Annotated in this window: 17 protein-coding genes; 9 read left to right on the plus strand and 8 right to left on the minus strand. The window is 64.5% G+C overall.

The features are described 5' to 3' along the window. The first annotated feature begins 23 nt into the window (after positions 1-23). Entirely contained in the window at positions 24-443 is a 420-nt protein-coding gene (locus NNJEOMEG_RS16160) for a hypothetical protein (protein WP_173086303.1), read from the plus strand. A 465-nt stretch (positions 444-908) separates the two neighbouring features. On the opposite strand, the gene NNJEOMEG_RS16165 is transcribed toward NNJEOMEG_RS16160, so the two are convergent. The 4 genes from NNJEOMEG_RS16165 to coaBC form a co-directional block, all read right to left on the minus strand. Next, on the minus strand, positions 909-1676 hold the full coding sequence (locus NNJEOMEG_RS16165; protein WP_173086305.1) for a ParA family protein: 768 nt from the start codon (positions 1674-1676) through the stop codon (positions 909-911). A gap of 39 nt (positions 1677-1715) precedes the next feature. Next, positions 1716-2006 carry a GAK system XXXCH domain-containing protein gene (locus tag NNJEOMEG_RS16170; RefSeq protein WP_173086307.1) on the minus strand — a complete coding sequence of 97 codons (291 nt, stop codon included), beginning with the start codon at positions 2004-2006 and terminating at the stop codon, positions 1716-1718. A 79-nt stretch (positions 2007-2085) separates the two neighbouring features. After that, positions 2086-3093, minus strand: coding sequence for an NAD-dependent epimerase (locus NNJEOMEG_RS16175; protein WP_173086309.1), 1008 nt, complete (start codon positions 3091-3093; stop codon positions 2086-2088). A 735-nt stretch (positions 3094-3828) separates the two neighbouring features. Beyond that, entirely contained in the window at positions 3829-5052 is a 1224-nt protein-coding gene (gene coaBC, locus NNJEOMEG_RS16180) for a bifunctional phosphopantothenoylcysteine decarboxylase/phosphopantothenate--cysteine ligase CoaBC (protein ID WP_371865509.1), read from the minus strand. A 51-nt stretch (positions 5053-5103) separates the two neighbouring features. Between coaBC and NNJEOMEG_RS16185 the strand changes: the two genes are divergently transcribed. Beyond that, complete coding sequence (locus tag NNJEOMEG_RS16185; RefSeq protein ID WP_173086313.1) at positions 5104-5418, plus strand: SemiSWEET family sugar transporter; 315 nt, start codon at positions 5104-5106, stop codon at positions 5416-5418. 83 nt (positions 5419-5501) lie between these two features. On the opposite strand, the gene gyrA is transcribed toward NNJEOMEG_RS16185, so the two are convergent. The 4 genes from gyrA to NNJEOMEG_RS16205 form a co-directional block, all read right to left on the minus strand. Further along, on the minus strand, positions 5502-7943 hold the full coding sequence (gene gyrA / locus NNJEOMEG_RS16190) for a DNA gyrase subunit A (RefSeq protein WP_173086315.1): 2442 nt from the start codon (positions 7941-7943) through the stop codon (positions 5502-5504). Positions 7944-8168: 225 nt separating this feature from the next. Next, on the minus strand, positions 8169-10613 hold the full coding sequence (gene gyrB, locus NNJEOMEG_RS16195; protein WP_173086317.1) for a DNA topoisomerase (ATP-hydrolyzing) subunit B: 2445 nt from the start codon (positions 10611-10613) through the stop codon (positions 8169-8171). Continuing rightward, a complete protein-coding gene (dnaN, locus tag NNJEOMEG_RS16200) occupies positions 10610-11767 on the minus strand; it encodes a DNA polymerase III subunit beta (RefSeq protein WP_173086319.1) in 1158 nt (385 codons plus the stop codon). The genes gyrB and dnaN overlap by 4 nt, the downstream gene beginning before the upstream one ends. A 566-nt stretch (positions 11768-12333) precedes the next feature. Continuing rightward, on the minus strand, positions 12334-13644 hold the full coding sequence (locus tag NNJEOMEG_RS16205; RefSeq protein WP_173086321.1) for a helix-turn-helix domain-containing protein: 1311 nt from the start codon (positions 13642-13644) through the stop codon (positions 12334-12336). Between the two features lie 148 nt (positions 13645-13792). Between NNJEOMEG_RS16205 and NNJEOMEG_RS16210 the strand changes: the two genes are divergently transcribed. The 7 genes from NNJEOMEG_RS16210 to NNJEOMEG_RS16240 all read left to right on the plus strand — a co-directional run bounded on the left by NNJEOMEG_RS16210 (position 13793) and on the right by NNJEOMEG_RS16240 (position 21549). After that, on the plus strand, positions 13793-14956 hold the full coding sequence (locus NNJEOMEG_RS16210; RefSeq protein WP_173086323.1) for a homocysteine biosynthesis protein: 1164 nt from the start codon (positions 13793-13795) through the stop codon (positions 14954-14956). Between the two features lie 421 nt (positions 14957-15377). After that, the gene (locus NNJEOMEG_RS16215; protein ID WP_173086325.1) at positions 15378-15665 is read left to right on the plus strand and encodes an FmdB family zinc ribbon protein; all 288 of its coding nucleotides are present in this window, start codon (positions 15378-15380) and stop codon (positions 15663-15665) included. Positions 15666-15738: 73 nt separating this feature from the next. Then, on the plus strand, positions 15739-17037 hold the full coding sequence (gene purB / locus NNJEOMEG_RS16220) for an adenylosuccinate lyase (RefSeq protein WP_173086328.1): 1299 nt from the start codon (positions 15739-15741) through the stop codon (positions 17035-17037). Continuing rightward, positions 17034-17585 (plus strand): orotate phosphoribosyltransferase, encoded by a 552-nt coding sequence (gene pyrE, locus NNJEOMEG_RS16225; protein WP_173086330.1) that lies wholly within the window; start codon positions 17034-17036, stop codon positions 17583-17585. Before purB ends, pyrE begins: the two co-directional genes overlap by 4 nt. Positions 17586-17674: 89 nt before the next feature. After that, positions 17675-18997, plus strand: coding sequence for a L,D-transpeptidase family protein (locus NNJEOMEG_RS16230; protein ID WP_173086332.1), 1323 nt, complete (start codon positions 17675-17677; stop codon positions 18995-18997). 1 nt (position 18998) lies between these two features. Then, positions 18999-19814 carry a hypothetical protein gene (locus NNJEOMEG_RS16235; RefSeq protein WP_173086334.1) on the plus strand — a complete coding sequence of 272 codons (816 nt, stop codon included), beginning with the start codon at positions 18999-19001 and terminating at the stop codon, positions 19812-19814. Further along, a complete protein-coding gene (locus NNJEOMEG_RS16240) occupies positions 19798-21549 on the plus strand; it encodes a M99 family carboxypeptidase catalytic domain-containing protein (protein ID WP_173086336.1) in 1752 nt (583 codons plus the stop codon). The genes NNJEOMEG_RS16235 and NNJEOMEG_RS16240 overlap by 17 nt, the downstream gene beginning before the upstream one ends. The last annotated feature ends 93 nt before the right edge of the window (positions 21550-21642 follow it).

Genomic DNA, 21642 nt, shown 5'->3' on the forward strand with positions numbered 1-21642 from the left:
ATCACCACCATCAGGAGGACACTGTGCCCGCCCCCAAGCATTTCCAGCCCCTTTTCGACGAGAACCGCAACCTTGTTGGCGTGCTCCTGAGCCCCGAACTGTGGATGAAGGGCGAGAACCGCCTTTCGCCGGTCATCGACGACCTGCTCGCACAGCTGGACCCCGCCTCGGCCCCCCTGCCTGCCCCCGAACCCATGAAGGACTGGGAACTTCTGGCCCAGTACTGGGATTTCCAGTACCCCATGCCCACCGATGTGGCCTGCGAGAACTGCGGCAGCAGCACCGGCGACTGGAAGGCCGACGAACCTCGCAAGTTCCGCTTGAAGTCCGCCACACTGGGTGGCCTGGTGAACTTTGAATGCCAGGACTGCCGCGCCCGCATCCTCAAGCGACACTTCAAGAAACACGTGGACGTGGAGTGCAGGCCCTTCGTGGCGAAATGACCGTCAGGGCCAGTTCGCTCTCGCCTTCTTCGATCCCTCCGAGCGCCAAACCGGGACATCCCGACAGGCGCTTCCCTCCCCTGCCCGACCAGACGGGCCACAGACCCCCAAAGCGTCCATTCCAAGCACATCAGGGGCCTCACGGCCCCTCAGCTTGATGACAAAACCCGAAACGGGGTTAGTGGGTGCCGCTTACGGGCGGCAAAGCCGTCCTGCTCCAGGCTGCGCTTCGCGCGAGGCTGCCGATAAAGCCGCGAAGCCGATTACTTCCGCAGCCCCTGGGGCTTTACTCCCCCTGGCTGCTTCCAGCATAACCTCGGTAATCCAGTCGCGTGCCTCCACATGGGGCGGCAGAGCTCCAGGCATCCGTTCGCAGGGGGCGCGATGGCGCGGTGCAGACCGCAAAGCGTCTTGATCAAAAGGGGCATGGGGCGTAGGCCCCGGAAATCCGTGCCAGGAATCGTATTAGCCCGCCGTCCGGCAGACCACTTCCCTGGCCAGGCTCAGGTAGGCTTCAGCGCCCTTGGACTTCACGTCGTAGGTGATGACGGACATGCCATGGCTGGGAGCCTCGGAGACGCGCACGTTGCGCGGCACCACGGTCTCGAAGTGGTGCTTGGGGAAACATTTGCGGATTTCGCGCTTCACATGGCGGTTCAGGCGATTGCGACCGTCGTACATGGTCATCACCACGCCCAGGAGGTTGAGCCCGGTGTTGAAGCGCTTGCGCACCAACTCGAAGGTGCGCAGGAGCTGGGCCACGCCCTCCAGGGCGTAGTATTCGCACTGCAGCGGCACCAGGAGTTCCGAAGCGGCGCAAAGGGCGTTGAGAGTGACCAGCCCCAGCGAGGGGGGACAGTCCAGGAGGATGAAATCGAAGTCTTCATCCAAGGTTGCGAGAAGGCTCTTCAGGAAATTCTCACGATTCTGCTTGTCGACAAGCTCGATATCGGCGGCCACCAGGTCGGACGTGGCCGGCAGCACGTAGAGATATGGCAGCGTGGTCTCGTAGACCGCTTCCCGGGCCTTGTCAGGCTCGTAGAGCACGGAATAGAGGTTCTCGCGCACCTGTTCGGGGTAGATGCCCACCCCGCTGGAGGCATTGGCCTGAGGATCGCAATCCACCAGGAGAGTCTTTTTCTCCATCACCGCAAGGGCAGCTGCCAGATTGACGGCCGTTGTGGTCTTGCCCACGCCGCCTTTCTGGTTGGCGATCACGATACATCTGGCCATTGGAGCCCCCACGGACCAGACTGTTTCACGTGAAACAGTCTAGGATTTGTATGTGCGATGGCAGAAATCCTGCGCATCCTGGAGCGAATCGACCAGACGGATGGCATCCTCGCGTTTCCCTTTCTTGACAGTCTGGAGAAGCTGGTTCGCCAGGTGGGAAAAGTCTTCAGCTTCACCAGCCCAGTCTTCGTCCGCTTGAACGTGAAGCTGGGTGGTCAAGCGGGCAAAATGCGCCACGTCCTGCTCGTTGGGAAGTTGACCGTCCTGCACCTTGTCCAGAATCTTTTGGAAAGTCTGCTCGAGAGAACTTTTCAGTTGGCGGAAATCCATCCCCGTCTACCTATTGATGTTGAAAGTGCTTGAACCTTCACGGTCTTCCTAAGGAAGGGCCGTGATGCTGTCAAGTTCGTCAAACGTTGTAATAGTCCTTATACCAAGAAACAAAGGCCTCAACACCCTTTTCCACCGGAGTGGACGGCTTGAAACCGACATCGCGCATCAAGTCGTCAACATTGGCGTACGTTGCAGGAACATCTCCAGGCTGCAAAGGAAGAAAATTCATACGCGCTTTCTTGCCCAGCGCCTTTTCGATGGCTTCAATGTAGACAAGCAGTTCCACGCAGGTGTTGTTGCCGATGTTGTAGAGCCGGTAGGGGCAGACGCTCGATGCAGGGGACGGGCGATCGCCGTCCCAATCGGGGTCTGCCTCGGGTTGACGCAGCGTGGTGCGCACAACGCCTTCCACGATGTCGTCGATGAAGGTGAAATCACGTTTCATGCGACCGTGGTTGAAGACCTGGATCGGCTGATCCTCAAGGATCGATTTTGTGAACAAAAACATGGCCATATCCGGCCTGCCCCAGGGGCCATAGACCGTGAAGAACCGAAGCCCCGTGCACGGCAGTCCGTAAAGGTAGGAATAGGTGTGGGCCATCAACTCGTTGGATTTCTTGGAAGCGGCATAGAGGCTGATGGGATGGTCCACATTGGATTGCACGGAGAAGGGCATGTCCGTGTTCAAACCGTACACCGAACTGGACGATGCATACACCAGGTGCTGCACTTTGTTGTGGCGGCAGGCTTCCAGAAGGTTGGCGAAACCGACGATGTTGGACTGGATGTAGGCCGATGGATTCTCCAGGCTGTAGCGAACACCGGCCTGGGCGGCCATGTTGATCACGTGGGTGAAGTGGTTCGTGGAAAAGAGCGTGAAGAGAGCGTCTTTGTCCACAAGGTCCAGCTTCATGAACGTGAAATGGTCGTAGTCCTGAAGCATTTTCAGGCGGTCTTTTTTCAGGGCCACGGAGTAGTAGTCGTTGAGATTGTCCAATCCTACGACTGTGTGGCCCAAATCAAGGAGCCGTCGTGCCAGATGGTAACCGATGAAGCCAGCTGCACCGGTGACGAGAAATTTCATGAATTCCTCAGGTGAAGGAAGTGATGGATGATGTGGTTGCGGATTGCCGTAGGGCCTACTGGGCTACGCTCGCGTTTGTCAAGCGGGCTCATTCCTGGAACCGGAGAAGTTTCGCCGAGGGGGGGACATTGGAGAGCAGGGAATCATCGGAGCTGGTGAGCAGCACATGCGGGTCTGGCGCCGTGAAGAGGCGCATGGAACGGCTGTCGCCCTGCCCTGCCCTGCTAAGAAGTTCTTGCAGGAGCCCAGAGTCGCTGCTCGTAAAGGCGAGCACGCTGGCGGGGGCGATTCTGCGCAGGGCATGCGTGAACGCGGTTTGCGCCGTGCGCGGATCGTCACTTCCCGGCAGTCTGTATGGCAGGAAGGCCACGGATCCGGGGGGCATGCCCAAAAGCCCGATGAGCCGACGCCAGAGTTGACCACGCTCACGGCTGGGCGAACCGGTAAGGTCCTGCCCCAGGTCGGCGTAGGTGAAAACGCAGCGCGCCGAGGCAGGGACCTTGGCCAGGATGGCCGGCCAGGGGGGCGTTTCCAGGAGCGTTGCCGAGGACATCCCCGAAGCGAAACCGGAGTGCTTCGAAACCGACGGGGGCCGGACGAGGGCGGCTCCAGCCGTGCCATGAGGATCGTCCGGGGCACCGGCATGTTCCGGGGCGTGGACAGGTTCAGGGGAGCCGGAAGGACCGTCCAGAATGTGCCGGATACCTGCCAAACGCAGGACGTGGAGGGACTCGTTCATCGCAGAATGTGCACAAGCCATTCGAGCAGCCGCCAGGCCACCTCGGCTTTGGGCAGCACCGGCCATTCCTCGAGGCGGTTGTGTGCGTCCAGGACCGTGACCGCGTTGGTGGGCGAACCGAAGCCGCTGCCTGGCGACGCGATGGAGTTGGCCACCATGAGGTCGCAGCGCTTCTCCTTGAGCTTGAAGGCCGCGTAACCCGCGAGATCGCGGGTTTCGGCGCAGAAGCCAATGAGTTTCTGTCCGGTCGTCTTGGTGTGCCCCAGGGTGCGCAGAATGTCGGGATTCACGGCGAAAGGCACGGTGAACTCCCCGGAGTTCAGGCTGCGCTTCTTGAACTTCTCCGGGCCGTGGGGAACGGGTGAAAAGTCCGAGACGGCGGCCGTCATGATGCCCACGTCCTGCGCGGGCCAGAGGTCCGTACAGGCGGTGAACATCTCGCGCGCCGTGTTCACGGCCGTGTACGAGACTGCCGGGGGCAGCCAGATATCCACGGGGCCGTGCACCACGCTCACCTGCGCGCCGCGCATCCAGGCCGCCATGGCCAGCGCGCCGCCCATGATGCCCGTGGAGGGGTTGGACCAATAACGCGCCGGGTCGAAAAACTCCCGAGTGGGTCCAAGGCTGACCAGCACCTGCGTTCCGGCCATGTCCTGCACGGTAAGGGCCTTCAGGCAGTGGGCCACAATGTCCCTCAGGTCCGTGAGGCGGCCCTTTCCCTTTTCGCCGCAGGCCATGCGCCCGGAGCAGGGTTCCAGTACGCGAACGCCCCTGCCGCGCAACGTGGCCAGGTTTTCCTGTGTTGCAGGGGCGTCCCAGAGCCTGGGGTTCATGGCAGGCGCCACCACCACGGGGCCCGTAAAGGCGAGGGCCTGGGTGGAAAGAAGATCGTCCGCGATGCCGTGGGCCATCTTGGCCAGGGTGTTGGCCGTGGCCGGGGCCACAAGGAGGCAGCGGGCTTCCTGTGCCGGTTCCAGATGGCCGAAGGCGCTCTCCGCGCCGTCCCACATGCCATGGTAGACGGGGGAGGCATCCAGTGCCTGGAACGTGAGGGGGGTCACGAAGCGGGCGGCTGCCTCGGTGAGGGTCACGGAAACCTGAAGCTCCAGCTCCTGGAGCATGCGCAGCAACTCCACGGCCTTGTAGGCGGCCACGCTTCCGGTTATCCCCAGGTGGACCCGTTCGCCGTTGTGCACGCTGAAACGGAGGTGTTCGGGCAACATGAGTCCATCATGCGTGAGGGGCGGCCCGCTGTCAAAGGGAGAGCGTTTATGGATTTTCCGCTGGCCGAAGCAGTGGGCGTGACGGCCGGGACGCTGACCACGGCGTCCTTCGCGCCCCAGGTGGTGAGGACCTTCCGTTCGCGCTCCGTGCGAGACATCTCCCTGCGGATGTACCTGCTCATGAGCACGGGCATCGCCCTTTGGGTTGTCTACGGCGTGATGATCGCATCGTTCTCCGTGATCGTCGCCAACGCCGTGAGCCTGATGCTCACGGTCTCCATCCTGGTCATGAAGGTGGTCTTCTCGCGCCAGGCGGCCCGATCGGGCCAGTGCCCCTGCTGCGGCGTCGACAAATCCAACTGAAAAGGCCCGCCCGGCGCTTTTCGCGCCAGACGGGCCCAGGATCGCTTCCGCCGTTTCCGACGGGCGTCGGGTCGATTTCTCGATCAGGAAGCGTTCTCGGAGGCGTTTTCTCCGTTGGATCCGTCCGCCACGTCGAAGCCGATCACCTGGGTGCCGTCGTCCATGGCCACCAGGGTCACTCCCTGGGCGGCGCGGCCCACGTTGCGCACCGAGCCGACCGAGGTGCGGATGATCTTGTTGGCCGAAGTGAGCAGCAGGATGTCGTCGGTGTCGCACACGCTGGTGGCGCCGATGACGTGGCCGGTCTTGTGGGTGACCTTCATGTTGATCACGCCCTTGCCGCTGCGGCTCTGCAGACGGTAGAGATCGACGTCCGTGCGCTTGCCGAAGCCGTTGGCCGAGACGGTGAGCACCTGGTTGCGCTCGGGGTCTCCGAACACCACGCCCGAGGCCACGCGGTCCTTGCCGTCCAGGGCGATGCCCTTAACACCGGCTGCAGAGCGGCCCATGGGGCGCACGTCGCCCACGCTGAAGCGGATGCCCATGCCAAGCTCGGTGGCCAAAAGGATTTCGGCGTTGGCGGGCACTTCCTTCACGTCCAGCAGTTCGTCGCCGTCGTTGAGGTTCACGGCGCGGATGCCGCCGGTGCGCACGTTCTTGTAGAGGTCGATCTCGGTGCGCTTCACCATGCCCTTGCGGGTGACGAAGAGGAAGTAGCGGTCCGGCGTGAACTCGCGGATGGTCAGCGCCGTGGCGATGAACTCCTCCTTGTCCATGGGCAGCAGGTTGGCGATGTGCATGCCCTTGGCCGTGCGGGAGCCCTCGGGCACCTGGTGGACCTTCAGTTGGTGCATCTTGCCCAGGTTGGTGAAAAGCAGCAGGTACTGATGGTTGGTGGTGGTGCAGAAGCTTTGGATGAAGTCTTCCGCCGAGGTGTGCACGCCAGCGATGCCCTTTCCGCCTCTGCGCTGCTGCTGGTAAGTGTCCAGCGGCGTGCGCTTGATGTAGCCCCGGCGCGAGAGGGTGATGACCACGTTCTCGTCGGGGATGAGGTCTTCGATGTCGATGCCTTCGAGGCTGGGCAGAATCTCGGTGCGCCGGGGGGTGGAGTACTTGTCTTTGATCTCGCGCACCTCGTCGCGGATGACGCCCCGCAGCACTTCCTCGTTCTCCAGGATGGAGCGCAGGTATTCGATGAGCTTGAGCAGCTCCGCGTATTCCTCCAGGAGCTTTTCGCGCTCCAGGTTGGTGAGGCGCTGCAGGCGCATGTCCAGGATGGCCTGGGACTGGCGCTCGGAGAGCTCGAAGCGATCCATGAGGTTCTGGCGCGCTTCAAGGGGCGTCTTGGAGGCCCGGATGATGCGCACCACCTCGTCGATGTTGTCCAGGGCGATGCGCAGGCCTTCCAGGATGTGGGCTCGCTCCTCGCTCTTGCGCAGGTCGTGGCGGGAGCGACGCAGGATCACTTCCTTGCGGTGGTCCAGGAAGTATTCGAGCACCTGCTTGAGGTTGCACAGCGCCGGACGGTTGCCTGCCACCACGAGCATGTTGATGCCGAAGCTCGTCTCGAGGGGCGTGAACTTGTAGAGGCTGTTGATGACGATGTCCGGGATGACGCCGCGCTTGAGTTCCAACACGATGCGGATGCCCTTGCGGTCGGACTCGTCCCGCAGGTCGGAGACGCCGTCGATCTTCTTTTCGCCGATAAGCTGGGCGATCTTCTCCACGAGGCTCGACTTGTTGAGCGCGAAGGGGATCTCGCGGATCACCACGAGTTCGTGGCCTTTCTTCTGCTGCTCCACCTCGGCCTTGCCGCGGATCTTGATGGAGCCTCGCCCGGTCCTGTAGGCGTCGAGCAGGCCCTGTCCGCCGTAGATGGCCGCTCCGGTGGGGAAGTCGGGTCCAGGAACGCGGCGGATCACCTCGTCCACGGAGCAGTCGGGGGAGTCGATGATCAGCAGCAGGGCGTCGCAGAGTTCGCTCAGGTTGTGGGGCGGAATGTTGGTGGCCATGCCCACGGCGATGCCCGCGCTGCCGTTGAGCAGCAGGTTGGGCACCTTGGTGGGGAGCACCGAGGGCTCGTGGAGGGAGTTGTCGTAGTTGGGGCGGAAATCGACGGTTTCCTTGTCGATGTCGCCCAGAAACTCGCTCGTCAGCCGCGACATGCGCACTTCAGTGTAACGCATGGCCGCTGCGGCGTCGCCGTCGATGGAGCCGAAGTTGCCCTGGCCGTCCACGAGCGGGTCGCGCATGGAGAAGTCCTGGGCCATGCGCACCAGGGCGTCGTAGACCGCCGAGTCGCCGTGCGGGTGGTATTTACCGATCACGTCGCCGACGATGCGCGCGCTCTTCTTGTAGGGCCGGTTGTACGAGTTGGAAAGCTCGTGCATGGCGAAGAGAATGCGCCGGTGCACGGGCTTGAGGCCGTCGCGCACGTCGGGAATGGCCCGGCCCACGATGACGGAGAGGGAATATTCAAGGTAGGACTTCTTGAGTTCTTCTTCGATGGAAATCTGGTCGAGCACGTTGGCCTCGTCGTGTATGGGTGCGCCGGCAGGATGAAAGCCTCCGGCGGCCAAAGGGCTGCGCCCTCTGGACTCCCTTCTTAGGTGTCGCGGTTAATCAATCGTTCCTGCCTGCGCCCCAAGGGTACGGTCCCCAACTGGGGATGCCAAAGGGACAGTGTCCCTTTGGGGGGAGAGTCCAGAGAGGGTGGAACCCTCTCTGGCCGCCGGAGGCGCATTTCCGCATCAGATGTCCAGTTCCCGCACGCTCAGGGCGTAGCGTTCGATGAATTCGCGCCTGGGCTCCACCTTGTCGCCCATGAGGTCGGTGAAGATGTCGTCGGCGTCGGCCGCGTCGTCGATGGAGACGCGCAGGAACGTGCGGTTCTGGGGGTTCATGGTGGTGTCCCAGAGCTGCACGGGGTTCATTTCGCCCAGGCCCTTGTAGCGCTGGATGTTGATGCCCTTGTGGGCCTCGTCCAGCACGGCCTTGAGCAGCTCGAAGAAGCCGGTCACCTGGGTTTCGGTCTCCTTGCGGCGCACGGTGAAGGCGTCGGTGGAGATGAACAGCCCAGTTGAATCCTGCTCAAGGTTCTCCGAGGAGGCGAACTCCCCGCAAAAGGCCAGGCGCAGTTCGTCCAGGATGGTCCGGCACTGCCGGTGCACGCGGGAGGCGAAGAACTCCAGGCCAAGCCGGGTGCGCACGCCGTTGCGGTTCGTGAACACGGCGTAGGCACGTCGCTCCACCTCGTCCTCCTCAATGTCCACCAGGAGGTTGTATTCCCGGGAGGCCATGTAGGCGCTGAGGGCTTCGAGGGGTTCACCCTCGAAATCGGTGGGGGCGATGCGTGCCGGGGCGTCCAGGAACACCCAGAGGAGCGTTTCAGGGATGCCGTAGTTCTGAGCCTCCGCGAAGCGCGACTGAAGGGTCTGGATCTTCACGAGCATTTCGCGCAAGGGCGCGTTGTCGTAGGACTTGCCGTTGGGACCGGCAACGGAGAGGTCCTCGGTGACGCGCGAGAGCAGGAACTCGGAGAGCTCCTTCTCGTCCTTGATGAAGCGTTCCCAATCGCCCTTGTGGACGCGGTATAGGGGCGGCTGGGCGATGTAGAGGTAGCCCTTCTCGATTAGCTCCTGGTACTGGCGGTAGAAGAACGTGAGCAGCAGCGTGCGGATGTGCGCGCCGTCCACGTCGGCGTCGGTCATGATCACGATCTTGTGGTAGCGCAGCTTGGCCAGGTCCACCTCGCCCTCGCCGATGCCCGGCCCCATGGCCGTGATCAGGGCGCGGATTTCCTTGTTGCCGAGCATCTTGTCGAAGCGCGTCTTCTCCACGTTGAGGATCTTGCCGCGCAGGGGCAGGATGGCCTGGAACTTGGGGTCGCGCCCCTGCTTGGCCGAGCCGCCTGCCGAATCGCCCTCCACGATGAACAGTTCCGAGTCGTCGGGGCTCTTGGACTGGCAGTCGGCCAGCTTGCCGGGCAGGGCGTTGTCGGAGAGGGCGCCCTTGCGCCGCACCAGGTCCTTGGCCTTGCGCGCGGCCTCGCGGGCGCGTGCGGCGTCCACGGACTTGTCCACGATGAGCTTGGCGTCCTTGGGGTTCTCCTCGAAGAAGGTGCCCAGCACGTCGCCGCAGACCTTGGCCACCTGGCCGGCCACCTCGGAGTTGCCGAGCTTGGTCTTGGTCTGCCCCTCGAACTGGGGCTGGGGAATCTTCACGGAGAGCACGGCCGTGAGGCCTTCGCGCACATCGTCGCCGGTAAGCTTCTGCTTGAGCTTCTTGATGAGCCCGGATTTCTCGACGTAGGTGTTGATGGCCCGGGTGAGCGCCGTCTTGAACCCGGCCAGGTGCGTGCCGCCTTCCATGGTGCGGATGTTGTTCACGAATGTGAGCATCTGCTCCTTGTAGCCCGCGTTGTACTGCAGCGCGAACTCCACGATGGTGGCGTCCATCTGCCCGGAGCCGGAGACGATCTCGTGTATGCCCATCTCGCCGGAATTGAGATCCTGCACGAAGCGACGGATGCCCCCGTCGAAGCGGTAGGTTGTCTCCTCCTGGGAGCGCTCGTCCTTGAATTCCAGGGTGAGCCCGGAGTTCAGGTAGGCCAGTTCCTCGAAGCGCTTGGCCAGGGTGGCGTGGTTGAAGTCGGCGGTCTCGAAGATTTCCTCGTCGGGAAGGAAACGAACCGTGGTGCCCGTGCCTTCGGCCTCGCCGATCTGGTCCACGCCGGTGACGGGGCGTCCGCGCTCGTAGCGCTGGCGGTAGCGCTTGCCGTCGCGCTTGATGGTCACTTCCAGATATTCGGAGAGGGCATTCACGCAGGAGACGCCCACGCCGTGCAGGCCGCCGGAGACCTTGTAGGCGTCGTTGTCGAACTTGCCGCCCGCGTGGAGCACGGTCATGACCACTTCCACGGCCGGGCGGTTCTCCTTGGGGTGCAGGTCCACGGGGATGCCGCGCCCGTTGTCGGAGATGGTCACCGAGTTGTCCAGGTGGATGATCACCCGGATGCGGTCGCAGAAGCCGGCCATGGCTTCGTCGATGGAGTTGTCCACCACCTCGTAGACCAGGTGGTGCAGGCCGCGGATGTCCGTGGAGCCGATGTACATGGCCGGGCGCTTGCGCACGGCCGAGAGGCCCTCCAGGACGGTGATGGAGTCCGCGGTGTAGGACTGGGGCGTTTGGGTCATGCGGAGGCTTCCTCGCTGTAGTACGTCTCTTCGACGATCTTCATGGGCATGATGATCACCAGGTAGTCGGAATCGTCCTCCCCGGTGATGCCGCAGGGGCCTTCCGAGCCGGTGAGGGTGAAGCGCACCTTGGCGGAGTGGAAATGGCCGAGGATTTCCAGGAGGTCGCGGGTGGGGAAGGCGATCTTCTTCAGGTCGCCCGCGAATTGGGACTCCATGGACTCGGTGGCCGCGCCGGTGTCGTTGCCCTGGGACTGGAGCGTGAGCTGCCCGGGTTGCTCCAGCTGGAAATAGGTGCAGCGGTTGGAGTCGGTGTTGAAGATGGAGATGCGGTCCAGGGCCTCGGAGAGCTCGGACTTGTCGGCCGTAAGCTCAGAGACGCCGGGGGTGGCCAGCTTGCCCACGAAGTTTTTGTAGTCGGGATACTGGTAGTAGGAAAGGGGCAAACTGAAGGACTCGCGCTGGTCCTGGGTGCGGAAGAAGAGGCGCTTCTGGCTGATGGCCAGCTCGATCTCGTCTGTGGTGAGCCACTTCTTGAGCTCCAGCACGTACTTCTTCTGGATGAGCACGCCCTCGGGGGGCAGAAGGCCCAGCACGTCGTCGTTGAGGAACCCCGCCATGGCGAACTGGTGGCCGTTGAGGCCGCAGACCTCGATCTTCTCCTGCATGGGGCGAAGGTACATGCAGGCCATGGCCTCCATGGTGTCCTCGTCGGAGACGCAGAAGAAGACGCGGTCGATGAGTTCCTGAAGAAAATCGCCGCTCCACATGACGTGCTCGCCCTGGGGGAACTCGGCGAAAGGCTGGAACCAGCTCTTCTCGCTGGTGGGCAGCTTGTAGCGACGCCCCGACTGGGTGACCTCGAGGGTCTGGCCCGAGGCGTCGAGCTTGAGCTGGATTTCGCCCGGGGGCAGCTTGCGCACCAGGTCGAAGAAGGAGCGGCCCTGCACGCCGCACAGGCCGGGCTCGATCACCTCGGCGCGGTATTTGCCCACGAACTCCAGGGAGGAGTCGGTGGAAAGAATGCGCAGCGCGCCTGTCTCGGCGGAGAGCCAGATGGTCCTCAGAAAGGCGGCTCCGGTCTTGGCGGGTATGATATTGGCCGACTTCTGCAGGCCTTCGATGATATCGTTCCGGGTGACCTTCACGAACATGTGGTCGTCTCCTTGAAGTGTGGCGTGGGGCTGGAAAGATGGGTGTTCGGCAGCCGGGACCCCGGGACTATACGGAAAAAAACGCCCATGGCAAGCGCCCTCTGAGCGAGCACTGGCGCGGCTTCCCGGACATCGTGGCCACGTGCGCCGCCTACCCGTGGTCACCACGGACAAAGGGTGAGGGAAAGTCCGCGTGTACGGCGGATCACGACGCCGCGAGTCCGGCCTGTGTGGACGCGAGGTCCGGGGGACGCCTGTGAAGCGGAGGATGCAACCCCGTGGAACCGACGGCCAGGGCAGACTGGAAGGGTGCCGCAAGGGCGTCCCGCGGGAGAGGGTGGGCCGTACCAGGAACCGACCCTTCGGAATGCCCGGAACCGACGACGCTTTCAGGAAAGGAAACGAATCCAAAAGAGTTTAGAAAAGGTTGAAGTTATTATAGGGGCGGTGCGCTTGTTCCTATCGTCTGCAAACCGCTGAAAACATGTGGAGAGTTAAGGCGGTGGTTGGGATGCGCAACGAACGGGCCGGTGCTGTTCCTGGAGAGGCTCTCCGGAAAAGACGGTTTACGAACCACCTTGGCGGCAGGCTTCGCGCAATTCCGTCACCAATTCTTTCATAACTTTATCATCCTTTTGGATTTCTTTGATTTTGTTCACGGCGTAGAGCACCGTGGAGTGGTCCTTGCCGCCAAAGAGCCTGCCCAGGGCCGGGTAGGAGAGGCCAAGCTCCTCGCGGCACAGGAGCATGGCCACCTGCCGGGCCTGGGAGATCTCCTTGGTGCGCCGCGGCCCGGTGAGGGCCTTCACGTCCACGCGAAAGCGCTTGGCCACCTGCTCCAGAATGATCTGGGGCGTGGTGCGCGCCGTGCGCTCGTCCTGGCCGCGCCCCAGGATGTTCTCGAAGATGTCCTCGGAGATGTCCTTCTTCAGAAGCTCCCGGAACGCCTGGAACTTGTTGAGCAGGCCGTGCAGGGTGCGGAAATCCAGGTGGCGCTGGGCAAGGGTGAGCATCTGCGCCTTGTTCAGGGGGATCTTCTTGCGCTGGCAATGGGAGGTGACGAACCTCAGGCGCACGTCCAGGTCCGGCTTGGAGAGCTGGACCATGATGCCGCTCAGAAGGCGCGCCCGCAGCGTTTCGGGCACGGCCTCGCAGGAGGCCAGGGGCGTGAGCGTGCTGAAGACCATGAGCCGTTGCCCGGCGTGCAGGGCGTTGAACATGGAGAGCAGGTGCGTGGTCAGGTGGGGAAATTCGTCCAGGCGGTGCAGGTCGTCCAGGAGGACGGCCGAAAGGCCCGCGAAGTAGCGGCGCAGGGGGCCGGGACCGGTCTGGGCGGTCTGCGCGGCCAGGGCGTCCAGCTCGTCCAGGGTGCCCAGGAAGAGCGTGTTGCGGTCCAGGTGTTTGGAGAGTTCGTTGGCCATGCAGCGCAGCAGGTGGGTCTTGCCCGTGCCGGGCTCGCCCTGCACCACCAGGGGGTTGAAGCGCACCTCGCGGCTCTTGGCCAGGTCGCGCGCGGTGGTGAGAGGGAAGACGTTCTTCTGGTTGGTGAGGAACTGCTCGAAGGTGTGCTCGTGGCCGAAGGGAAAGTCGATGCTGGAGGCCACGAACTCGGGGACCGCGCCCTGGGCGGAGCCCTGGCCGCCGTGGGGCGTGCGGTAGCGCAGCACGTGGCCCGGGCCGAAATAGAGGGCGGCGTGCTTCTCGAACTCGTCGCGCGCGTGGGCCACGAACCACTGGGCGAAATAGGCGTGGGGGAATTCCACCACGATGTCCAGGGAGTCCGGCAGCGGGGTGAGTTCCAGGGGGTCGTACCAGCGGGCCAGGTCCTGCTCGGGCACGAACTGGGCCAGGTGGGCGCGGAGCTGTTTCTTGAGCACGTGGCGGTCCAGGGATGGCGTGGGCGTTTTGAGCGAACCTAGCCCAAAGCGCCGGGGGGTTCAATGCGGCGCGCCCGGGCGCGGGATTGCCAAGGCGCGGCTTTGCGGGCATTATGCGCCCGTTTTCCCATCAGGAGGCTTTCACGCCATGTCGCAAGCGACCAAGACCATCCAGGAAATCAACGAGCGGATCAGGAAAGGCACGGCCGTCATCCTTACGGCGGAGGAAATGGTGGACGTGGTGCGCGCCAAGGGCAAGAGCGCCGCCGCCAGGGAAGTGGACGTGGTCACCACGGGCACGTTCTCGCCTATGTGCTCCTCGGGCATGCTTTTCAACTTCGGCCAGGAGCCGCCGCTGATCAAGGCCTCAAAGGTCTGGCTGGGCAACGTGCCCTGCCATGCGGGCCTGGCCGCCGTGGACGCCTACCTGGGCTGCACCGAGCCCAGCGAGGACGACCCGCTCAACAAGGTCCACCCGGGCCGCTTCCTCTACGGCGGCGGCCACGTGATCGAGGACCTGCTGCGCGGCAAGGCCGTGCGCCTGAAGTGCCAGGCCTACGGCACGGACTGCTACCCCCGGCGCGAGCTGGACAAGTCCGTGACCCTGGCGGACCTCAAGTCCGCGGAGCTCCTGAACCCGCGCAACTGCTACCAGAGCTACAACGTGGCCGTGAACACCGGCTCGCGGGTGATCTACACCTACATGGGGCCGCTCAAGCCCGGCATGCGCAACGCCAACTACGCCACCGCCGGGCAGCTCTCGCCCCTCTTCAACGATCCGTTCCTGCGCACCATCGGAATGGGCACCAAAATCTGGCTCGGCGGCGGCACGGGCTGGGTGATCGGCGCGGGCACGCAGCACAACCCCAAGCCCCAGCGCAACGAGCGCGGCATCCCCCTCACGGCCTCGGGCACGCTCATGCTCAAGGGCGACATGAAGGGCATGAGCGCCAAATGGGTGCGCGGCGTGTCCATCCTGGGCTACGGCTGCTCGCTCAGCGTGGGCGTGGGCATCCCCATCCCCATCCTGGACGAGGAGATGGCCTGGTTCACCGGCGTCTCCGACGCCGACATCACCATGCCCGTGCGCGATTACGGCCACGACTACCCCAACGGGGTGAACAACGTGCTGGCCCAGCCCACCTTCGAGGAGCTCAAGAGCGGCGAGATCGCCGTGAACGGCCAGAAGGTGCGCACCGTGCCCCTGACGAGCTACGCCCTGTCCCTGGAGATCGCCCAGGAATTGAAGGCCAAGATCGAAAAGGGCGAATTCCTGCTCACCGAAGCGCAGGACCGCATTCCGTCCAAATAGCGCCCGTAGCGCGCGAAAATCACGGGCCGGGGGAGCGATCCTCCGGCCCGTTAAGTTTGACGCGGGCGGACACGATGAGGCGTGGCGGAAGGAAGTCCCGGGACGCTCCGGGTGGTCCGGCGTGAAGTCGTGGAGGCAAGCTGACCTTTTCGAGCAAAAAACACCTGGACAGCGCGACGGAAAATGAATAAACGACGTTTTTTCGAGCGCATCGCGCCAGGAGGAAACACCAATGGCCCACAAGAAAATCGAACGCAAGAAAGAGCTGGATCGCCGCCGCAAGCGCCGTGCCGAACGCCTGAAAGAGCGCGTGCGTCAGGCCAAATCCGTCAAGAAGTCCTAGCACGGGTTTGACTTTGACGCTCACGCGTCTTAGTTACGAACCTGTTGTCTATTTCACGGGATCGTGAAGGAGTACGCCATGCCCATCTACGAATACCGCTGCCAGGAATGCCAGCAGACGTTCGAGGAGTGGCAGAAGGACTTCGCCGAGCGCCCTGTCCCCTGCCCCGTCTGCGGAGGCAAATCCGAGCGGCTCATTTCCAACACGGCCTTCGTCCTCAAGGGCGGCGGCTGGTATTCCGACCTTTATTCCAAACCGGCCGGTTCCTCGGGGGGGTCGCAAAGCTCCTCCCCGTCGCCGGCGCCCAAGGCCGAAGCGGCAACCGCGAGCGCGAGCACCAGCGCCTCCGGGGCCGCCTCCAACTGATCGAACCCCGCAAGGCAGCCTCGGCTGCCTTGCTCGTTTCATGGCCCCACGCGGCCAATCGGCAAACAAGCACATGATCGACCGCTACACGCGCCCGGAAATGGGCAAGCTCTGGAGCCTGGAAAACCGTTTCCGGGTCTGGCTGGAAGTGGAACTGGCCGTCTGCGAGGCCTGGCATCAGCTCGGGCGCATCCCCGAGGCGGACATGCTGGTCATCCGCGAAAAGGCGGACCTGAACGTGGAGCGCATCCTGGAGATCGAGGAGCGCACCCGCCACGACGTCATCGCCTTCCTCACCTGCGTGGAGGAGTTCGTGGGCCCCTCGGCCCGGTTCATCCACCTGGGCTGCACCAGCTCCGACATCGTGGACACCGCCAACGGCGTGCTCCTCAAGCGCTCGGGGCAGATGGTGCTCGCGGGCGTGGACCGCCTGCTGGGCGTGCTCAAGGACATGGCCCTGGCCAACAAGGGCCGGCTCTGCATGGGCCGCACCCACGGCATCCACGCCGAGCCCACCAGCTTCGGGCTCAAGCTCGCGGGGTTCCACGCCGAGTTCGCGCGACACCGCGACCGCCTGGAGCGCGCCGTGGCCCAGGCCGCCGTGGGCAAGATCAGCGGGGCCGTGGGCACCTACGCCTACCTCTCGCCCGAGCTCGAGGAGAAGACCTGCGCCATCCTGGGCCTCACGCCCGACCCCATCTCCACCCAGATCGTGCAGCGCGACCGCCACGCCGAGTTCTTCACGGCCCTGGCCCTGCTGGGCGGGGGCATCGAGCGCCTCTGCGTGGAGCTTCGCCACCTGCAGCGCACCGAGGTGCTGGAGGTGGAGGAGGGCTTCGGCAAGGGCCAGAAGGGCTCCTCGGCCATGCCTCACAAGAAGAACCCCATCTCGGCCGAGAACCTGGCCGGGCTCTCCCGGCTTCTGCGCTCCAACGCCGTGGCGGCCATGGAGAACATGGCCCTCTGGCACGAGCGCGACATCTCCCACTCCTCGGTGGAGCGCGTGATCATGCCCGACTCCACCATCCTGGCCGACTACATGCTCCACCGCCTGGCCAACCTGCTCTCGGGGCTGCGCGTGATCGGCGAGAACATGGAGCGCAACCTCTGGGGCTCCTTCGGGCTATTCTTCTCCCAGGCGGTGCTTCTGTCGCTCATCGACGAAAAGGGCATGGACCGCCAGAAGGCCTACGAGCTCGTGCAGGCCGTGGCCATGCGCTGCTGGACGGAAAAAAAGCTCTTTCCGGACGAAGTGCGGCGTGATACGGCCATCGCGGACGCGCTGGGGGCCGATAAGCTCGACGAAATCTTCAATCCCGCGCGCTTCCTGCAATACGAAGACGCAATCTATCAGAGGGTTTTCAAGGCGTGAAAAACAGGCTCGCCCAACTGCTGCTGGAAAAGTCCTACCGCGAGGGCGATTTCACCCTCTCATCGGGCCGCAAGAGCGACTACTACTTCGACTGCAAGCCCACGGCGCTCTCGCCCGAGGGCTCCTACCTCATCGGACGACTCTTCCTGGACATGCTCGCGGGGCGTGACGTGCAGGGCGTGGGCGGCATGACCCTGGGGGCGGACCCCCTGGTGAGCTCCGTCACCGTGGTCTCCTGGCTGGAGAAGCGGCCGCTGCCGGGCTTCATCGTGCGCAAGCAGTCCAAGGGCTACGGCACCAACCAGTTCCTGGAGGGCCTGGGCAACTTCCGCCCCGGCGACAAGGTGGCCATGCTCGAAGACGTGGTGACCACTGGCGGCACGCTCCTCAAGGCCTGCGAGCGCGTGCGCGACGCGGGCCTGGAGATCGTTGCCGTGCTCGCCGTGCTGGACCGCCAGGAAGGCGGCCGGGAGAATTTGGCCCAGGCTGGCTACGAACTCTCCCCCATCTTCACCCGGGCCGACCTTGTAGCGGCCAAGGCGAGGTGATGACCGTTCCGGCCGCATCGGCCGGAACCTGGAACGGCGTCCGCCGCGACGCCTTCCTGACCACCGTCGACTCAAGGAGGAGCTTGACCGTGGCCGCACCCCACGACGCCTCATCCGCCAAGGCCCGCCGCCGCGCGCGGACCTCTTTCCTTCTGGCCGCCCTGGCGACCCTGTCCCTGCTCCTGGCCGGACAAGCCAGGGCGGGCGAAGGCTGGGCCGTGAACCTCAAGGCCGACGCCTACGGACCCCAACGCTTCCTGGCCGTGGACAAGTCTTCCCAGACCTTCTGGATCTTCGAGCAGAAAAGCCCCCTCTCGCCCGTGAAGCAGCTGCCCTGCACCACCGGGCAGGAGCCCGGCACCAAGTGGAAGGAGGGCGACCTCAAAACCCCCGAGGGCGTCTACTTCATCAAGCAGCGCATCAACGGCGGGCTCGATTTCAGCCTCTACGGCGACCTGGCCTTCACGCTCAACTATCCCAACCCCATCGACGTGATCAACGGCCGCAAGGGCTCGGGCATCTGGATCCACGGCCGGGGCAAGCCCATCACGCCCAACGAGAGCCGGGGCTGCGTGGCCCTGAACAACCCCGACATCAAGGAGCTGGACCCGCAGCTCACCAAGCGCGTGCTCCCCGTGGTGATCGCCAACGAGGTGCACTGGTCCAAGGACGACCCCGTCGTCTCCAAGGAGGGCCAGGAAGTGGTGGCCGCCACCCTGGAGTGGGCCAAGGCCTGGTCGCGCAAATCCGAGGCCTTCTTCGCCTTCCACGACGCCCAAAAGTTCTCGGTTTCCACGGGCGAGCCCTTCGAGAACTTCCGGGGCCACAAGCGCCAGCTCTTCGCCAAACTGCCCTGGATCCACGTGCTCATCGACGATGTGCGCGCCGTGCAGGGGCCGGACTACTGGGTCACCTACTTCGGCCAGCTCTACCGCTCGCCCACCCTCTCCAGCGAGGGCATCAAGCGCCTCTACTGGCAGCGCAACGCCGAGGGCCGCATGGTCATCGTGGGCATGGACTACGACGAAACCACCCTGGGTCTGGAGACCAAATACGTGGAGCGCGTGCGCCCCGAGGTGCTCAAGGTGGTGGAGGCCTGGCGGCAGGCGTGGGAAAAGGGCAAGGTTGCCGACTACGTGCAGTTCTACGCCGACAACGCCACCCAGGGCGACCGCAAGGGCAGGGCCGCCATCCGCGATCACAAGCAGCAGCTCTGGACCGGGGCCAAGGCCCCCAAGAAGGTGGCCGCGCGCGACATGAAGTTCTCCCTGGCCCAGGACGGCGTTCTCGTGGAATTCGTCCAGGAATACGCCAGCAGGGACGGCGTGGCCGACAAGGGCCGCAAGAAGCTCGTGCTGGGGCCCTCCGGAGACGGCTGGCTCATCATGGACGAAGACTGGAGCAAGCTCTAAAGTGTCCGACAAGGGGAAGCTCAACCTCATCTGGTTCCGCGACCAGGAGAGCGCCCGCAGGCTGCGTCTGCGCCCGGGCTGGATTCGCGCGGCCACCTACCTGCTGGTGCTGATGCTCATCACCGCCGCGGGGGGCGTCTTCGCCTCCTACCAGTTCTGGCGGCGCGCCCAGGACGGCCAGACCGAACGCCGCGACCTGGAGAAACGCCTCTCCGAGACGCTCATCCGCCTGGAGCGCCTGCAGAACATCGAAAAGCTCATCCAGACCTCCGACGCCCAGGAACTGGCCCAGCTCCTGGCCGGCATGGGCGTTGACCCCTCCGTCAAGGCCCAGCCCCAGCCCGCGCCCCAGGCCAAGTCCGGCAAGGACGCCAAAGACGCCAAGGATTCCAAGGCCCAGCCCCCCGCCCAGAACGCCGCACCGCCCCAGGCTCCCCCGGCCGAACGCCCCGGAGGGTTCGACCTGGCCGCCGTGGTGGGCAAGGTGGACCTGAACCAGGTGGGCGTGGAGAACTTCCGCGTGCGCCTGGACGCCAAGAGCATCCAGTACTCCTTCGACCTGGCCAACCTGATGCCCCAGTCCCTGGCAGGAAGCGGCCAGCTCTTCGCCGTGTCCCGCGAAGGGACCCTGACCCCCGTGCAGACCGGCAAGGACGACCTCGCCTTCTCCATCCAGCGCTTCAAGCAGGTGTCGGCCCAGGCCCCCCTGCCCCAGGGCGTGGAGCCTTCGGCCCTCTACGGCTTCAGGCTCGTTCTCGGCAACGCCTCGGGCAAGACCATCTTCAGCGAGACGTTCCCCCTTGCCCAGGCCCAGTAAGCTCCTGCCGGGGCTCCTGCTGCTGGCGCTCGCCGTGTTCGCCCCTTGTTCGGGGGCGCTGGCGGAGTCCGTCACGTTCTTCCCGGGCACCCAGTACGCCCTGGAGGTGCACTTCCTGCGCGGAGAGAAGCCCGGACCCACCGTGATGGTCCAGGGCGGCATCCAGGGCGACGAGGCGGCAGGGTTCCTCACGGCCCAGCTGCTCAGCCGCGCCAAGGTGGCCAAGGGCACCGTGATCGTGGTGCCCCGGGCCAATCCGCCCTCCATCCACGAGCGCAAGCGCGCCATCAACGTGGACCTGAACCGCCGCTTCGACCAGGATTACAACGAATTCTACGAAGACCGCCTGGCCCGCGTGATCCGCTTCCTGGTCTCCCAGAGCCAGGCCCTCATCCACCTGCACGAGGGCTCCGGCTTCTACGACACCGTGCGACGCTCCGACCTGCGCGGGCCCCAGCGCTACGGCCAGTCCGTGATCGTGGACTCCGCCGACCCCAGGCGCGCCCCCCAGCTGGAGCGGGCCGTGCGCCAGGTGCTGGCCAAGGTCAACGAGGGCGTCACGCCCAAGGACTGGGCCTTCCAGCTCTTCAACATGGACACCTTCAACGACCGCTCCCGCTACCTGGAGCAGCGCAAGTCGCTCACCTACTACGCCCTCTCCCGCGTGGGCATCCCGGCCCTTGCCGTGGAGGTGAGCAAGAACATCCCCGACCTCTCCTGGAAGGTGACCCAGCAGCTCAAGGTCACCGCGCTTTTCCTGCGTCAGTTCGGCATCGAGCTGGAGCCGCCGCGCCTGGGCCCCGAAGACCTCAAGGCCTACCCCTCCCGGGAGCTGCGCGTGCTCGTGAACGGCAGCCCCCTCACGGCCCAGACGCGCACCATCCGCCTGGACCCGGGCAAGCCCCTGGACGTGCGCTTCGAGAACCTGCCCGAAGGCGCGGCCATGAGCCCCGTGACGGCCGTCTTCGCCTCCGACCGGCCGGGCTTCAACCTGGCCAAGGGGCCGCGCCTGCCCCTGGCCCCCTTCCAGGGCATCGACGTGCGCGCCGACGGCGTGGTGCTGGCCCGGGCCGCCCTGGAGTGGAAGGGCGCGTGGCCCGCAGCGGAGGCCGCGGGCAAGCCCCGCTTCGTCTGCTGGCTGGGGGGCGAGCTGAGGGTGGTGCCCGCCGACGGCGAACTGGATGCCGTGCAGGGCGACCAGCTGGTGCTGGAGGGCGTGTGGGGCAGCCGCAGGGACGAGGTGCTCAACCTCAAGGGCTATGTGAGCCGCGTGGGCAAGAACGACGGCCAGGATGCGGGGCAGGAGATCATCCTGGACCCCAACAGCTTCATCCCCAAGTTCGTGAAGCACCTGGAGAACGGCGACCTGCTCTATGAAGTGGTGCGCGAGACGCCCAAGGAGCCCCAGGCGCATTTCTTCCTGCGGGTGAAGCCCCGGGTGGTCACGGAGCTCACGGTGCGCGACCAGCAGGGCAGGGCCATCACCCTGGAATGGCGGCCCGGCAAGGCCCTGGCGCTGCCGCCCGGACGCTACGTGCTGGAGGAGTTGCGCGGCAACGGACCGGCGGGCATGGTGCAGTTCTTCGCGGGCAGGCGGCCCGTGGGCGTGGGCCAGGCTTTCATCGTGGCCCCCTCCGACGAGATCGTGCTGCGCCAGGCCACCACCTTCGCCGAGATCGGCAAGATGCCCGTGAACTCCGTGGTCTCGGAAGCGGGACGGGCGCTGGGCTACTAGTGTCGCGATTTTGAAAAACATGAAGGTGTTTTTCAAAATGAAAATTCATGGTTTTAGCGAGTTGTCCTGACATTCCGTAGGGACGTAATTTGA

Origin of the sequence: Fundidesulfovibrio magnetotacticus, from assembly GCF_013019105.1 — a bacterium.
Classification (GTDB): domain Bacteria; phylum Desulfobacterota; class Desulfovibrionia; order Desulfovibrionales; family Desulfovibrionaceae; genus Fundidesulfovibrio; species Fundidesulfovibrio magnetotacticus.

Coding starts and splice junctions, on each gene's coding strand:
- NNJEOMEG_RS16210 (WP_173086323.1), top strand. CDS start 13,793: ATGTCGCAAGCGACCAAGACCATCCAGGAAATCAACGAGCGGATCAGG.
- dnaN (WP_173086319.1), bottom strand. CDS start 11,767: ATGTTCGTGAAGGTCACCCGGAACGATATCATCGAAGGCCTGCAGAAG.
- NNJEOMEG_RS16170 (WP_173086307.1), bottom strand. CDS start 2,006: ATGGATTTCCGCCAACTGAAAAGTTCTCTCGAGCAGACTTTCCAAAAG.
- purB (WP_173086328.1), top strand. CDS start 15,739: ATGATCGACCGCTACACGCGCCCGGAAATGGGCAAGCTCTGGAGCCTG.
- NNJEOMEG_RS16175 (WP_173086309.1), bottom strand. CDS start 3,093: ATGAAATTTCTCGTCACCGGTGCAGCTGGCTTCATCGGTTACCATCTG.
- NNJEOMEG_RS16185 (WP_173086313.1), top strand. CDS start 5,104: ATGGATTTTCCGCTGGCCGAAGCAGTGGGCGTGACGGCCGGGACGCTG.
- NNJEOMEG_RS16165 (WP_173086305.1), bottom strand. CDS start 1,676: ATGGCCAGATGTATCGTGATCGCCAACCAGAAAGGCGGCGTGGGCAAG.
- NNJEOMEG_RS16215 (WP_173086325.1), top strand. CDS start 15,378: ATGCCCATCTACGAATACCGCTGCCAGGAATGCCAGCAGACGTTCGAG.
- gyrB (WP_173086317.1), bottom strand. CDS start 10,613: ATGACCCAAACGCCCCAGTCCTACACCGCGGACTCCATCACCGTCCTG.